Origin of the sequence: Natronoglycomyces albus (assembly GCF_016925535.1) — a bacterium.
GTDB classification, from domain to species: domain Bacteria; phylum Actinomycetota; class Actinomycetes; order Mycobacteriales; family Micromonosporaceae; genus Natronoglycomyces; species Natronoglycomyces albus.
Window position 1 is genome coordinate 495,367 of record NZ_CP070496.1, and the last position, 15,575, is coordinate 510,941.

12 protein-coding genes are annotated in these 15,575 nt (G+C 62.9%); 4 read left to right on the forward strand and 8 right to left on the reverse strand.

What is annotated here, in order from left to right; translation table 11 throughout:
• Positions 1 to 870 precede the first annotated feature (870 nt).
• From JQS30_RS02065 to JQS30_RS02080, 4 genes are all read left to right on the forward strand, one after another.
• Positions 871 to 4,038 (forward strand): sensor histidine kinase, encoded by a 3,168-nt coding sequence (locus JQS30_RS02065; RefSeq protein ID WP_213171748.1) that lies wholly within the window; start codon positions 871 to 873, stop codon positions 4,036 to 4,038.
• 63 nt (positions 4,039 to 4,101) lie between these two features.
• Positions 4,102 to 4,500, forward strand: a complete 399-nt coding sequence (locus tag JQS30_RS02070; RefSeq protein ID WP_213171749.1) for a roadblock/LC7 domain-containing protein — start codon at positions 4,102 to 4,104, stop codon at positions 4,498 to 4,500.
• A 344-nt stretch (positions 4,501 to 4,844) separates the two neighbouring features.
• Positions 4,845 to 5,228, forward strand: coding sequence for a DUF742 domain-containing protein (locus tag JQS30_RS02075; RefSeq protein ID WP_213171750.1), 384 nt, complete (start codon positions 4,845 to 4,847; stop codon positions 5,226 to 5,228).
• A 3-nt stretch (positions 5,229 to 5,231) separates the two neighbouring features.
• Positions 5,232 to 5,816: a GTP-binding protein gene (locus JQS30_RS02080; protein WP_213171751.1), complete on the forward strand. Its 585-nt coding sequence runs from the start codon at positions 5,232 to 5,234 to the stop codon at positions 5,814 to 5,816.
• A 183-nt stretch (positions 5,817 to 5,999) separates the two neighbouring features.
• On the opposite strand, the gene JQS30_RS02085 is transcribed toward JQS30_RS02080, so the two are convergent.
• The 8 genes from JQS30_RS02085 to deoC form a co-directional block, all read right to left on the reverse strand.
• On the reverse strand, positions 6,000 to 6,431 hold the full coding sequence (locus tag JQS30_RS02085) for a roadblock/LC7 domain-containing protein (RefSeq protein ID WP_213171752.1): 432 nt from the start codon (positions 6,429 to 6,431) through the stop codon (positions 6,000 to 6,002).
• Positions 6,428 to 8,170: a hypothetical protein gene (locus JQS30_RS02090; RefSeq protein WP_213171753.1), complete on the reverse strand. Its 1,743-nt coding sequence runs from the start codon at positions 8,168 to 8,170 to the stop codon at positions 6,428 to 6,430. The genes JQS30_RS02085 and JQS30_RS02090 overlap by 4 nt, the downstream gene beginning before the upstream one ends.
• Before the next feature lie 163 nt (positions 8,171 to 8,333).
• Positions 8,334 to 9,245, reverse strand: coding sequence for a hypothetical protein (locus JQS30_RS02095; protein ID WP_213171754.1), 912 nt, complete (start codon positions 9,243 to 9,245; stop codon positions 8,334 to 8,336).
• Between the two features lie 288 nt (positions 9,246 to 9,533).
• Positions 9,534 to 10,745, reverse strand: a complete 1,212-nt coding sequence (locus JQS30_RS02100; protein ID WP_213171755.1) for a hypothetical protein — start codon at positions 10,743 to 10,745, stop codon at positions 9,534 to 9,536.
• Positions 10,746 to 10,924: 179 nt separating this feature from the next.
• A complete protein-coding gene (locus JQS30_RS02105) occupies positions 10,925 to 12,136 on the reverse strand; it encodes a hypothetical protein (RefSeq protein WP_213171756.1) in 1,212 nt (403 codons plus the stop codon).
• Positions 12,137 to 12,325: 189 nt separating this feature from the next.
• The gene (locus JQS30_RS02110; protein WP_213171757.1) at positions 12,326 to 13,189 is read right to left on the reverse strand and encodes an aldehyde dehydrogenase family protein; all 864 of its coding nucleotides are present in this window, start codon (positions 13,187 to 13,189) and stop codon (positions 12,326 to 12,328) included.
• Positions 13,182 to 14,621: an aldehyde dehydrogenase family protein gene (locus tag JQS30_RS02115; protein ID WP_213171758.1), complete on the reverse strand. Its 1,440-nt coding sequence runs from the start codon at positions 14,619 to 14,621 to the stop codon at positions 13,182 to 13,184. The genes JQS30_RS02110 and JQS30_RS02115 overlap by 8 nt, the downstream gene beginning before the upstream one ends.
• Complete coding sequence (deoC, locus tag JQS30_RS02120; protein ID WP_213171759.1) at positions 14,621 to 15,544, reverse strand: deoxyribose-phosphate aldolase; 924 nt, start codon at positions 15,542 to 15,544, stop codon at positions 14,621 to 14,623. The genes JQS30_RS02115 and deoC overlap by 1 nt, the downstream gene beginning before the upstream one ends.
• Positions 15,545 to 15,575: the final 31 nt, after the last annotated feature.

Below are 15,575 nucleotides of genomic sequence, written 5' to 3' on the forward strand. Positions count from 1 at the left end.
ACATCCGTTATGTACCAATAAGCATTCCGGAAATATGGCTTTTATGGTTATTAATTGGTGACATAGCTGGGCCTGGTTTTTTGGGCCCACCGGCGTCATGATGGAATCTGCTGGGTTCGGTTCCCAGCCTGTTCGATGCGCGCCAGCCCACAGAACAGGTGAGCATGTGCGATGGCACCCAGGTGTCTGCGGGAGACCGCGTCGCGTGTGTCCAGTGCAATGTCCTTGCCGCGCGGTGTCATGACCGCCACCGTGACCGGTGGCTCCACCCACGGCGCATCGCATCGGTGTCCGCGCTTCGCGCACGGCCATCGGTCCTGGAGCACCGAACCTCAGTTGCCAGGCCGAGTGGAAGGAACACGGCACTCAGGGTTCCGACCTCAGCCAGGAGGGCGTGACGTCTTTCGTGCTGACACCGCTGTTGTGGAGTCGTGCGAGGACGGCACCGAAAGAACAGAACTGGCGGCCCGGCATCTCCAACTGAACATGGTAGGCAGGCAGCGGCTCAACACTGTTGAACCACAACAGCGCCCTAGCGACTGCCCCGCGGTAACTGAACATGCAATGACAGGCAAAGTTGACAATCGACATAAGTCAGTGGGATGAAAAAGCGCACTCGCGTCGGAGGAGAACCTCACCCGGCGCACATTGTTTCCAGGCTTTGAGTACACAACGAGCGTTAGCCAGTTCGCGATATGGGCAAAACGGTCACTCATTCCTAGACTGTCAGCCAAGCATTCTGGTCACTTTCAGCACTTGCGCCCCACTCGTGGGTTGCAATGTGGCCTGTCGCGGTGGATAGTTGCATCGGAAAACTAGAAAACTTGTCCCTCGCGCCCAATGAGACACCCACCCCAGGAGGCTGAGAAGGTGAGCACGAGCAGCTCAAAGCGAGCCGCCTCAACTGCTTCACGCGGTCCGTTCGGCCTGCCCCGGATCTCCGACATTCGGATCAGGTCCAAGCTGGGCTTGATCTTGATGGTGCCCCTGATCGTCTTGGTCGGTGTGGCAGGGCTTCGTGTTGCCGACCTGTCCAACCGGGCCTTCGAGTCCGACGACATGGCGACACTGGTTGAGTTCAACACCGTGGCTTCGGAAATGCGTTACTACTTGCAGACTGAGCGCGCCGCCATGGTTATGTACCTGCGCGGCGACGGCAATGTCGCCGGAGCCGAAGAGGACATCTACGAGTTCTCCAACGTCTCCGCCGCCGCCACGCATGTCGACGAGCGCCTCGCCGCGCTCGCCCGTGGCGCTGACAACCTGCCCGAACTGGGCGAGGAGCTAGTGAGCCCGGTGCTGCAACTTGGCGGCACCATGGAGCTCATCGACGTCGCCCGGGCAGACGCCGAGGAAGACCCCGAAAGCGTTTCGGTGCACTCCATCGCGCGCACCTACCAAAACGCGGTCGAGCGGCTTGTGGAAATCGCCGAAATCTCCTCCCGTATCGTGACCGACCCCGAAATCGCCCGTAAGTTGCAGGTCATCGCGCTGACGACCAAGACCGTCGAACAGCTCGAAGAGCAGCGAGCGACCGCGATTAACATCGGTGATGGCCAGGCGTTCCGTAACCACGCCCGCTGGTCGTCGTTCATCGGCTACGGTGAAAACCGCAAACAGGCCGTTGACGACCTGAAGCGAATCCTGTCCATGGAGGAAGAAGAGAAGCTCTTCTACTCCCCGGGTGGTTTCGCCTCGGTCGAGGCACAGCCAGCCAGCCGCTTCGAAACTCTCGCCTCCGCGGCCGGGCCTGGCCAGGGCCTTGACGTCGACATCGAGGTCATCGAGTCCTATAACGCCATTCTGGAAATGAGCCGTGTGTTCATTTCCGACCTCGAAGAGCAGGTCCTCGAAGAAGCGCGGGCCAACCGTGACGCCCAGATCTTCCAGCTGTTGCTGGAAACCATCTTGATTCTGGCCGCGTTCGTCATCGCCTCGCTGGTAGCGCTGGCGATCGCTCGTAACATGGCCGGCGGTCTGCGCCGACTACGTGAGGGCGCCTTGGAAGTGGCGCACGTGAAGTTGCCACAGGCGGTGGCCCAGATGAGGGACTCCGAGTCGATCGGCAACAAGACGCCGCAACAGGTGGTCGACGAAGCGGGCGACCCGCTGAAGATCAACCAGCGCGACGAGATCGGCAACGTGGCGCACTCCTTCAACATCGTCCACAAAGAAGCTATCCGTGTCGCCGCCGAACAGGCCGGTCTGCGAGCCAGCGTTTCGCAGATGTTCATCAACCTGGCCCGTCGTTCTCAGGGCCTGGTCGACCGACTCATCGGGCACTTGGACCAGCTGGAACGCGACGAGGACAACCCGGACCGCCTCGCCGAGCTCTTCAAGCTCGACCACTTGGCGACCCGAATGCGCCGCAACGACGAAAACCTCCTGGTGTTGGCCGGAGCCGACTCCACCCGCCAGGAACGCCACCCGGCGCAGATCTCCGATATCCTGCAAGCCGCCCAATCTGAGGTCGAGCAGTACACCCGCATTGACTTCGGTCAGGTGCAGACGCACCGCATGGCCAAGCCCGCGGCCGTCAACGACATGGTTCACCTTGTCGCCGAGCTGATGGACAACTCGACCTCCTTCTCGCCGCCGGAGATTCCCGTGCTGGTCGAAGCGCGCGAGACCACTCGCGGCATCACCATCCAGGTAATTGACCAGGGCATCGGTATCTCCCAGGCCCAGCTCGAAGAGCTCAACCAGCAGATGCGGGAAGCCACCGACGAGGGCATCGACTTGGCGTCCTCTCGCATGATGGGGCTGACAGTGGTCGCCCGTCTGGCCCAGCGCCACGGCGTCACCGTCGAGCTGATGCGCGGAAACCCGCGCGGCACGGTCGCCGAGGTTCACCTGCCCGACTCGATGCTGGTCGAGCCGCCGCTGCCAGGCCGCCACGCCGAAGGCGGAGCCGCCAATACCGGTTTGCAACACACCGGTACACACGAGGCGCTTCCGGCCGCGCCGGACAACCCCTCGGGGCTGTTCGACACGCAGCCGAGCGCGCCGGTGAGCCCGCCCATGAATTCCCCGTCGATCCCGGCCCCGCGCGCCGAACCACAGCCCAGAGGTCTGGAACCACAGCCTCGCGGCTATGAGGATGGCCGCGGATACGGTTCCGACCGCTACGGTTCGAAGGAGCTGCCGGCCAGTGCCGAGCCGCTCATGTTCAAGCCAGGCGGTTACACCGACGAGGACCGCAAGAATGGCAAGGTCATGGAAGTGACCGGGGAGATTGTCTCCTCGCAGCACGTGGCCCTGCCCAAGATCGAACTTGACGCAGCACCGGCGCCTGAGCCGCCTCCGGCCTGGCCGGCTGCCGATGGCGACAAGTCCACGGCGACCCCGACTCCGGCCTCGCCGGACCGGGTCTCGGCAGTGGACGAAACAATGGAGCTGCCGATCTTCCGGGAAGCCGAGTCCGCTTGGTTCAAGGCGGCGACGCCTGCCCCCCGGCCGGTAGCAGAGGAGGATGCTGGACCCGTGACGGACTACCCGAACGAGCCCTATTCCTCGTCGGCATTCCCCGAAGCGGTACGACCGCAGCCGAACCGTTCGGCGGCCTCCGGGCCTCCGAGTTCGGCTTCGCGTCCGGACGCTTCGGAAGAGATGCGATCGAGCGCTGCCGCGTCGACCCCCGAGCCGTCGCGTCGCAGCTCCTCAGCCGATGAGTTGAGTTCGGTTGCCTCTCATGAACCCACGACGGATTCATCCCAGCCCGTGGATGAAGATCTTGGTCGTAGGCGACTGTCCAGCGCGGGTAACAATGGCTCCGCTTCGGAGACCGGTTACGCGTGGCGTACAGCTGCCGACGACGGTTGGCAGCAAGCCGAGAGTGCTCTCTCGGCCGAGCCGGAGGAACAGACCGCAACCGGATTGCCCAAACGGCGCCCGGGCGAGAAGCTTGTTCCCGGCGGTGTTCAGCAGCAGCAGGAGACCCTCCAGTCTCGCAAACGCAACCCAGAAGGGGTGCGGGGGCTGCTGTCGGCATACCACCGGGGAGTGCAACGTGGTCGAGGTGGTTCCGGCAGTGCGTAGGGACAAGTGGAATACCCAGCGACAGTGTCAACCGAAACCAGGATGGCCTAGCAAGGAGCGGAAATGAGCACTGGCGGAACAACTGTTCAAGACCTCGGCTGGCTGTTGGCTGGCTTTGCCGAGCGTGTCCCGGGGGTTGCCCACGCGGTGGCGGTGTCGGCAGATGGTTTGCTGCTGGCCTCCTCTCGCGATCTTCCCCGTGACCGGGCAGACCAGCTATCGGCGGTCACGTCGGGGCTGGTGAGCTTGACACAGGGGGCCTCCCGTTGCTTTGAGGGTGGATCGGTATTGCAAACGGTCGTGGAGATGGACAACGGGTTCTTGTTCCTGATGTCGATCTCTGACGGTTCCTCGTTTGCGGTGCTGGCCTCGAAGAACTGCGACGTGGGACAGGTGGGCTACGAGATGGCGCTACTGGTTGACCGCGTCGGCGAGGCGTTGACCCCGGAGGCGCGCGGCTAGGGGCCCGAACCTTGAACGTGACGATTTTTTGGCGTCACATCACGTGGTGATCGGCAAGATCACTGGCTGTGAATGTGGCGGTTGACTAGCCGAAAGGCTAGCGGAAAAGGAAGACTGGATGACCTATGGCGTATGACTCAAATTCACGGTAAAGTTCCAACCGCGTGTATGAGACTCGCCAGGGCACCCCAGTCTGAGCGCAAGAAAGTACACACCCCCTTGGCGGACTTCGTGTCCGTCAGACGCAATTAGTCAACTGGCAAAATCTTCTTAAGACGCAATACGAACTGCGCTCATGAGTGGACGAACAGGTTCGCTCGTGTGAGAGCGGTTGGAGGTTGAGAATGGTCCTCGGTGGTGGAGAACCTAGCGGATCGCTGGTCCGTCCCTACGCGGTTACGCGTGGGCGCACACGTCCCCAGCTAGAGATCGCCCTTGAGGCTTTGGTGGAAACCACAGCGCGGGGGCGCAGTGGGCACTTTATGGGTGGACGCCAACAGCAGACCATTGCAGATCTGTGCGGGGGCCGGTTGCAGTCCCTCGCCGAAATTGCGGCAAGGATGGAAGTCCCGTTGGGGGTGGCCCGCGTATTGGTGGCCGATATGGCCGCTGATGGTCTGCTCGCCGTTCATGAACCCACTGGGTTCTCCGATGAGAGCGGCGGATCGGACGAAGGCGTGGGCACCGAACTGCTTGAGCGCGTACTAAGTGGACTTCGGAGGCTGTAAAGCGTGGTAAATGTGCCTGGTAACTCACGTGTCACCTCGGCCAAAATTGTTGTGGCCGGCGGCTTCGGGGTCGGAAAGACGACCCTGGTGGGCTCGGTGTCAGAAATTACGCCCTTGACCACCGAGGCGATCATGACCTCGGCGTCAGAGGGCGTGGACAATAACTCGATGGTGCCGACCAAAGCCACCACCACCGTGGCGATGGACTTCGGCCGTATATCGATCGACAAAGATTTGATCCTGTACCTGTTCGGTACGCCGGGCCAGACCCGTTTCTGGTTCATGTGGGACGAGCTAGTGCGCGGTGCCATCGGTGCCGTAGTGCTGGTCGACACCCGCCGCTTGGCTGACTGCTTCTCGGTGGTGGACTTCTTCGAACACCGCAAGCTGCCATACGTGGTCGCGGTGAACTGCTTCGATGGCAAGCAGCTCCATGAGCTGGGCGACATCCGTGACGCCTTGCAGATTTCGAGCGACGTTCCGATCATGTACACCGACGCGCGCGACCGTGAGTCGACCAAGGGCGTACTGATCAACCTGGTGGAATACGTACTCACCATGCGCAAGACGCGCACGGTGGGCGTCTAAGGCAAACCAGACCCGCGGCGAGCTAGGCCCCATCGCTCGCCATCGCATCGGGTGTGATGCCACACAGCGATAAAGAGAGCCGGTCCCGACCTAGGTCGGGACCGGCTCTCTTATTATCTACATTGATTGTGGAGTGTCGGATCGTGCGGATTCTGGGCCGTGCCAAAGGCCGCTATGGGGCCACTAGCCCACCACTCGTGGCAGGGTCCCGGTCGAACCGAGCGCCTCTTGCAACAACGGGCCCACCTGCATAGTGAACTGGCCGACCTCATAGCCCAGCTGTTCGCGGTCGCATTGCGTCACCGCTAGCAAGGTGAGGCAGATTTCTTGGCCCACCGGGGCCGCCATCAGCACGCCTTCGGCCATTTCGACCACGACTTGCTGAGCTGGTCCGTTCTGCATGGCGCGGCCCGCGCCCTCGCCCATGGACAGCAACCCGGAACCGATCCCGGCCAGTTGCTGGGCCCTCTCTTCGGGCAGGCCGGTCGACACGGCCAAGGGCAGACCGTCGACACTGACCAACACCGCGTGCGACAGCCCGGGAGTGCGGGCGACCAACGAGGCCAGGAGCATGGACAGCGAGCGCTCATAGACGCCTAGGTTGTTCGTGGTCATACGGCCATCCTATTGTGGCGGCGCGACCGCTTGTGAGAACCGCGAGCGCGGCCCCAGCCCTTGAAATATCCAGAGGTGTTCTGCGCCAACAGTTCCGCGTCGCGGTTGATCGGTTCATCGAAACGCTTGTCACTGGTGAGCATGGAACCGGGGACCAGATTGGCCTGGGGCTTACGGCGCGGCAAGCCCGAGTTGGTCGTGTCGGCCTGTTCGGGAGCTTCGGTGACCGCCTGCGCTGTCTTCCAGCCTTCGTCGGCGGCGAATGACCAGTCGTCGCGCTCGTTTTCGCTGCCGGGGCGTTTGAACCAGGCGCTCTTGGTCTGACCGAAGATCAAGAGGCCGTCGTCGCCGCCGGTGATCTCCTCGATGGGCGGAAGATTGTCTACACGGGACTGTGACTGTTCGCCTTCGTGGCGCTGCCCGCGCGGGGCCGCGCCCGAGGCGGCATTCTGGTGCGCGGCGAATTCACTGGCCAAGCGGGACTTCGCGGCATGGCCCTTTCCAGCGGGACGCTGCTCGGGCGAACGTGGGCCAGAGGCCGGTAGGGCTTCGGTATCGGAGGCCCGGTCACTCTGGGCGCGTCGAGATCCGGTGTCACCAGCGTTGCGAGCCCGCCGGGAACCAGTCTGACCGGGTTCGGCCGCATGCGATTGGGTGTGTTCGGAGCGCTTCGACACTGTCGGGTGCGAACCCGAGTGCTGTTGCTGCAAAGAGCCGGTCTCGTGCGCGGAGGCGGGCGCGGTCAGACGGCGGATCTGGCTGGGGTCGGGCAAGTCCCGAGAGGGCTTGCGCAGCGCCATCGTACTGGGGCCATCCTCGCCGGAGGCGGATTCGGCCGGGAAGTCCCAGGCGGCCTCGGGGCGGCTACCCGGGTGCTGGATCGTCTCAGCGGATTCGATGTCGATCTGAGAGGCGCGACGGGGGCGCGGGACCCGATTGCCCCTGCCTCCACCTTGGCTACGAGGCCGCCGGGCCGTCAGGAGCGACATCAGGCCGTCCAATGACCGATCCCAGGCCGCGACCGCCTCGGCGGTGGCCGAGACAGCGGGAGCGACTGCGGGGTCGTCGCCTCCGCCAAGTTGTTCGATGGCGGCGGTCAGGGCCGACACCATGGCGGCGACGTGGCCCGGTTCGGCCACGGTCGCCAAATCGGCCGCCAAGTCCTCCGTTGAGATCTCTTGCAGGGCTCCGGGTTGCGGAAGCCGAGTCAGGATCGCCACGGCATTGGGCTCGGCCGGGTCATCCCACGCGGCCAGTACCGCCGGGAACACCGCCCGCAAAAGGCATGTGAGGGCTTCGGCCGAAGACTGGCGAGCCTTGGTGACCACTTGGATCGAATCGAGGATGGGGCGCAGGGCCGCGATCTCGGGCGTGACGGCAATACAGGTCACTGCGGGAAGCGCTCCGCTGGCGAGGCCGCGGGCGATGCTAATCGCCCCGTCGAGGGCGTCACGGGCCTCGGCGGTCTTGCGTTCATCGGCGGCGGCCACCAAATAGCCCGACGCCGTGGCCAGCTGCGTGAGGAACTCTGCGTGGCGGCTGACCGTGCCCATGACTACCGGGTCGGAGTCGGCATGACGGGCCAGAATCTGGCTTAGGTGTACCCAGCCGCGCGGGTCGTCGGTGACGGTGGCGGAGACCAAGAGGGTTCCGGTGGGGCCCACAAGGGCCACCGCACACTCATCGGCGTCTGAAGACGCCGCGTTCGTTGTGCTGACGATGCCGCAGAAAACCTGCACGCGTCTTTCTCCTTTACGTAAGCAACGGGCATCGGTTCGAGGGTGTTGGATTGTCGACGGTGACCGTGAGTGCCTGGCCACCGGGAGTGGTAGATCCTGCTAGGCGCGCTAGTGGCTAGCCTGGCGCGAACACACTCGTAATGCCGTTGTTATCGATCGTCGCTTATTGTGAGTCTTTTCGCCAGTGGACGGCCTCGGAAATTTTGCCGATGATTCCTCGCCAGGCGATGGCCGCCTGTTCGGTGGAGACTCGGCGCAGCTTCCGTTTTGCGAAGAAGGAGCGGAAGCCACCGTCCACAATAGTCCGAAGCGATTCGTCGATGTCGTCGAGTGGGGAGCCCTCAGCCAGCGGTTCTGTCACGGAGCGTAGATCGAGTGCCTGCCCTAGGTCGCGGGCGATCTCCCCGGCGCTGATGAGCAATTCGGGCTCCCAGGCGTCGTGACCGCCGCGCAAATTAGTGACGACCAGGTCGAGCTCGAAGTTGTCTGCTTCATCACATACGACGTATTCGGCCTTTAGGCCCTTCTTGAGCTTGGCAAACGTCTCAATTTGGGTGAGATCATGCTTGGCCTGCGACTTCACGTACTTCACGAGTGCTTCGCGGGTGTCGAAGAGAAGGACCTTGCCGTTCTTGGACAAGAAGACCGGGACCTCGTCCACGTCAAGGCGTTCCGCCTTGGGAGTGGTCTCCTCGGTGTCGTCGTCGGTGTCCTCGTCGACGAAGTCGGAAATATCCGGCTCGACGAAATTGTCCACGTCCTCCGGATTCTCGATGTCGGGGCGATCGTCCTCATCGGACTTTTTGCCCCGCTTGTTCTTCGCTTGTCCCTTGGCTGGCTCGGCGTCGTCGTCGGTGTCCTCGTCGAGTTCCTCGTCTAGGTCCTCAGGCTCGTAGGCCTTGTAAGCGCGCAAGGTCAGCCCGGAGTTCTTGCCCAAGTGGATCACGATCGGGTCGACACCGACTTGCTCCCAGAAGCGGTCGGCCTCCTTGCTTCTGGTGCCACTGAGGGCGAGGTCGAGGCTGTCCGAGGCTGACGTGTCGTCGGTCTTGGACTTGTCCTGATGACGTCCCACGATGTTGCTCTCCGTCTCCAAAGACTGTCACTGAGTGCTCAAGGTCGGCCATGACGGAAGCTGAACTCACTGGAGGCTGTGCCTCGCCTCAACCCACAAACTCCGCGAAGTGGGGATCAAGCTGTGTTAACGCAGCCGTCTAGGCCAGGCTCCAGCCTAAGCCATCCCTGCTTGCCCAAACGTGCCAGTAGGCACTGTTGCCTGCCTCGGAAGTCGCACCGTTTTCCAGTGAGGCAGCAGCGGTTCCGAAGCGGGACATGGTCGACATTTCCGGCTTGTGTTGTTCAACTACGCCTGCTGTAGATCGATGGTGGCCTCGTAGCCGGTCAAGTCATCCTTGCCCCACGTGTAGAAGTTGTCGACCGTGGCCAAGAGGGTGATGGTCTGCCCAGCCGCACACGGGAGATTTGCGTCGGCGACGACGGGAACTCCCGAGTGATGAGACGGGCGGCCTTGGTGATCGGGCACGTCGACCCGCAACGAATAGGAGCCCGGCTCGACCTCAAAGAACCAGCGGCCCCAGCCGCGCGGAAGTTCAGTGCCGTCGAGGGTGACGATGGGAGCCGGGGCGGCGATACGCCAAGGGCGGTAGTTCTCGCGTGGGGCATTGAATCCGCCAAGCTGCGTTTCCCGCTTGCCTAGGTTGAGGTCCAGGACGATGCCTGCACGGCCAGCGCTGGGCTGGGGGAGGTCCAGTTCGGTGCCGAGGGCTACGATTTTGCCGATGGCGGGATGGTCTAGACGGGGCCAGCGGACGTGCCGGAAGAAGCGCGCTTCTTCGGAGACGGCGTCCCTCTTGTCCTCTCGCTTGCGTTTCCACCGCAGCGCCAAGACAATCCCGGCGATGACAAAGAGAATGGCGACAGGAGATGCGGGAATGTAGACGTCTCGTTCGAAATCCACCACTGCGCCACGTTGCAGGTAGAGCGCGAAATACCACAGAGGAAACAGCGAGACGAGGGCGCCGATGTAACCCAAAAGTGCCCCGCCGATGGCCCAAGGGACGTTGCTGGTGGTGCTGGTGGCGTGAACTCCCGGTCGGCCGAGCTTGCCAATGGCGACCTGGACATCCGAATTCAGGCCGACGCCATAACGGAAGTCGTGCGGAGTCGCGTAGCGCAGTTCTCGCTTGCCGTTGGCGCGGATTGTTACCGGAACGGCTACAGACGAACGGTCGAGCCCTTGGGCCTGCACGCTCACCATGTAACGGCCCTCGGGCAGTGCTACGCGCACGGTCCCAAAGCCCGATGAAACAGGTTGCCCGTCGACGAGAACGACGGGGATACGGGAGTGCTTCTGGCCGGTGTCGTAGTGGTCGATGTTGTTGGGCCCGAAGGTCTCGACGGTCAGCGTCCCGTGAGTGGAGGTCGGCTCGACGCTCCACGGCTTTGGGAGCGGATCGTCAAAGGAGAAGCTGCGAGTCTCGATGTCCCAGGAGGAACCTTCGACGGCGGTCGCGGGAACCCTGGACTCGTTAGTGCCAGATTTCTGTACTTTCACAGTTTGATCCTTCGGGCTACTGGTGATATGGGTCCACGCTAGAAGGACAGTCCGAGAGCGCGTTGGCGCTCCATTTGTGCGCGGTGTCGACGGTGGCGGTGACCCGAGCTATCCCGCCAGGGACCGCGCCTCGCATAGGGAGGTGGCGTACGTTGTAGGCGGCCGCTTCCATATTGTGGCTATTCGTACGCCAGGCCCTCGTCGAGTTGATTGCGAGGCGTTCCCTCATGCGTCAATCCGGTGGCGACTGCTCCCACTGAGTTGATCTGCCACTGAATGATGTATTCACCCATCGGGCCCATGATCTTGTTGATCTTTCCGACAATGTCGGCGAAGGCTTTGAAGACTTTGATCGCCTCCATTTTTCTTTGGAGCCCCTGGAGGAATGCCACGACGGCGGTGATCTTACTGAACACCATTGCGGTTGCGGTCGAACCGCCCATCGTGAAGGCGGCCAAAGCCAGGGCAATGATCCATTTGGCGATGTTCTTGGAGACCCAGCCACCGATGATGTCGTAAATGACACCGCGAATGGCATCGGCCATGGCCTGGGCGGCTTGCAGAATGCCTTGGAGATCGTAGGTGATGCTTCCGAGCCCGATGATGGCCTCGGAGAACTTGCACGTCGAGTCGAAAGCGGCCTCGCCGTCGGCACCTTCCCAGTCAGTGAGGTGCTGGTCCCAGGAGTCGATGACGCCGTTGCTGATCGGCTCCAAACCGGTGCGGACACGGTCCCACTTGTCGATTTCGTCCTGCATTTTGCCAGGGTTGCCAGTGACCGCACCCAGAATGTCGTTCAACGGCTGAATGAGGGTGATGAGGAAGTCGAGCCCAGCGCCGACGAGGTACTTGATCGGGTCCATGATAAACGTGGCCGCGCCGCTGGCGAAGGCATGGACTCCGGCGAGTGCCGAGGCGATGTCGCTGGCTGCTTCGGTGGGACTGTTCGCGCTGCGCACTGAGTCGACGGAGCTCACGACGTTCATGGCATTACTGATGATGCCGGCCGAAGGGGTGTTGAAGAAGGAGCCAGCGCCGGAGTCGCCGGTCGTTTGGCCGAACCGATCCCATCGGCCTTGCGTCTCGAAGCCATCGGATAGCAGATCGTCAAATGCTCGACTGATCTCTAGGTCGGCTTCTTCCCAGCCATTCGCCGCACCGTCCAACTTCGATGCCTGGTTGTTGAGGCCGTCCGCACCCTGCGCCAGGTATTGCTTGAATTCGTCGCTGGAGTCGCCATAGCTCTTGGCAAAGAAAATTCCGGGAAGCCCCCAGATGTCCCAAGACATGTCGTGCGCAGCTGCCGTTTCGGCGACCGAACTGGCGTTACCGATGAGTCCACGCAATTCCTTGGCAGCCTCATGCAACTGCTCAGGATCAACTGAAGTCATGAATCTTCCTTCCGCCCAACGGAATTCAACCTATATGGCTAAGAGTGTGGGAGTGGGTTGCCGATTGCATTCGCACCACAAGAGTGTTGGTGAACGCGCATGTGGAAAACAATATGGGGATAGGAGCTATGCTCCTATCCCCATATTAATGCGTGTTGCCTAGGCAGTGATTGTCTAGCGCCGAGATGTCTAAGTCCCGGCCGGGTGCCAGACCGTCTTGTATTCGATGAACGCGCGCAGGCGATGGGTACCTGGGGCGGCGGCAAAATCTTCCTTGCCTGGCCGCACGACGCGCTTGAGAGTGTCGGCGGCGGCCTCTTCGGCTGCCTTGAGCACGTCCTTGTCCTCAACTCCGGTGAGGTCCACCGCGTTGACGTCACCGTGGCTGGCTAGCCACGGGGCCAGCTCGGAGGCCTTTCCGCTGAGCAGGTTCACCACTGCGCCGGGCACGTCCGAGGTAGCCAGGACCTCGCCGAAACTCATCGCTGGCAGTGGTCGCTCATAACTGGACACCACCACGACCGTGTTGCCGGTGGCGATGGCGGGTGCCACCACGCTGACCAGGCCAAGCAGCGGGTCATCCTGGGGCGCGATAATGCCGACCACGCCGGTGGGTCCGGCGGTGGTGTGGTTGAAGAACGAGCCGTTCACCGGGTTGGCTCCGCCGAATACCTGCGTGACCTTGTCGGTCCAGCCCGCGTAGTGCACCAGCCGGTCCACGGCGGCCTCGACCGACGCCGCCGCGTTCTTCTTACTCCAGCCGGTCGCGGCGGCTACCTCATCGGCAAACTGCTCGCGGCGACCCTCCAGCATTTCGGCGATGCGGTAGAGGATCTGCCCGCGCAGGTAGGCGTTGGCATTCGCCCAGCCCGGTTGAGCTTTGCGAGCGGCGGCGACCGCGTCACGCACGTCTTTACGTGAGGCCCATGAGGCGTTGGCCAACGGCATGCCCTTGGGGGAGGTCACTAGGTAGGTCCTTCCCGACTCGGAGCGGGGAAACTTGCCGCCCATGTACAGCTTGTAGGTCTTGCGTACCTGGAGACGATCAGACATCGAGGTATCCTTCCAGGCCGTGACGGCCGCCTTCGCGTCCGTAGCCGGATTCCTTCAAGCCCCCGAAGGGGCTGGTGGCGTCAAGTTTGTTGAACGTGTTGGCCCACACCACGCCCGCGTTGAGCGCTTCGGCGGCCCAGAGGATCTTGGAGCCCTTCTCCGTCCAGACCCCGGCCGAGAGGCCATAGGGCGTGTTGTTGGCCTTGAGGATGGCCTCCTCGGGCGTGCGGAAGGTCAGCACGCTCAAGACCGGGCCAAAGATTTCCTCCCGGGCGATGCGCATCGCCTGCTGCACGCCGGTGAAGACGGTTGGCTTGAACCAGAATCCGTTGTCCGGTACCGGGCAGTCGACCTGCCAGCGCTGCGCGCCTTCGGCCTCCCCGGCCGAGGTCAGTTCCCTGATGCGTTCCAGCTGCTCGGCGGAGTTGATGGCACCCAGGTCGGTGTTCTTGTCCAGCGGGTCGCCCACCCGCAACAGCCGCATGCGGGCTTTGAGGCGTTCGAGGACTTCCTCGGCGACGCTTTCTTGCACCAGGAGTCGTGAACCAGCGCAACACACGTGGCCCTGGTTGAAGAAGATCCCGTTGACGATGCCTTCGACGGCTTGGTCTAGCGCCGCGTCGTCAAAGACGATGTTGGCGGCCTTGCCGCCCAGTTCGAGGGTGACCTTCTTCTTGGTTCCGGCCACGGATTTCGCGATGGCGCGGCCCACGGCGGTAGAGCCGGTGAAGGCGACCTTGTCGACAGCGGCTTCGACCACGGCACGTCCGGCTTGCGGTCCGCCGGTGAGGATGTTGACCACGCCTGGTGGCAGGTCGGCCTCTTGGCAGATCTCGGCGAACAGCAGCGCGGTGATCGGCGTGGTCTCGGCGGGCTTGAGCACCACGGTGTTGCCGGTTGCCAGTGCGGGGGCGATCTTCCAGGCGAGCATGAGCAACGGGAAGTTCCATGGGATGACCTGCCCGGCCACGCCCAACGGCTTCGGCGCGCCCTGCCCGGCGGCGTTCCCGATGGCGTATTCGAGCTTGTCGGCCCATCCGGCGTAGTAGAAGAAGTGTTGCGCCGCCAAGGGAATGTCGACGTCGCGGGTTTCCTTGATCGGTTTGCCGTTGTCCAGCGACTCGGCCACGGCCAGCTCACGGGCCCGTTCCTGAATGATGCGGGCGATGCGGTAGAGGTACTTGCCGCGCTGGAGCGCGGGCATGGGCCCCCATACCTTGTTATATGCCTTGCGGGCGGCCGCGACGGCTGCGGTCACGTCGGCGTCGGTCGCGTCGGCGACTTCGGTCAGGACCTCTTCGGAGGACGGTGAGATCGTCTTGAAGGAGTTGCCCTCGACCGGGTCGACAAATTTCCCGTCGATGAACAGCCCATAGGATTGGCGCAGATTGACAATCGAGCGCGACTCGGGTGCGGGAGAGTATTCGAACATTAGTCCACCGTCACATAGTTGGGGCCACTGTAGTGGCCGTGGGCGAGTTTCAACCGCTGCATCAAGAGGTCGTTGAGCAGGCTGGACGCGCCGAAGCGGAACCAGTTGGGGCTCAGCCAGTCCTCGCCGAGGGTTTCGTTGACCATGACCAGGTAGCGAATGGCGTCCTTGGTGTTGCGGATGCCCCCGGCGGGTTTGACGCCGATCTGGGTGCCGGTCTCGGCGCGAAAGTCGCGCACGGCTTGCAGCATCAGCAGCGTGACGGGCATGGTTGCGGCGGGGGAGATCTTGCCGGTGGAGGTCTTGATGAAGTCGGCTCCGGCCAGCATCGCCAGGTGGCTGGCTTTGCGCACGTTGTCGTAGGTGGCCAGCTCGCCCGTTTCCAGGATGACTTTCAGGTGGGCGTCTCCACAGGCGCCTTTGACGGCCACGATCTCGTCGAAGACTTTCTCCAGGTTGCCCGAGAGGAAAGCGCCCCGGTCGATGACCATGTCGATTTCGGTGGCTCCAGCGGCCACGGCGGCGGCGGTGTCATCGAGTTTGACCTGTAGCGGCGCTTGGCCCGAGGGGAAGGCCGTCGCCACGGAGGCGATGTTGATGCCGGTTCCCTTCAAGTTCGCCACCGCGTGGGGGACCATCGACGGATAGACGCAGACGGCGGCTACCGGTGGCACGTCGGCCTGTGTCGGGTCGGGTCGGCGGGCCTTCGCGCATAGCGATGCGACCTTGCCAGGGGTGTCGGCCCCTTCCAAGGTGGTCAGGTCGACCATGCTGATGGCCAGGTCAATGGCCGCAGCTTTGCTAGTGGTTTTGATTGATCGTTTGGCCAGGTCGGACGCGCGTTCTTCGAGGCCGACGGCGTCAACCCCGGGAAGCGAGCGCACCTGGCGGACAGCGTCGTGGGCGCTCAAAATTGATCCCATGATCCTAAGTCTATTCCCTCACGCAAAGTGG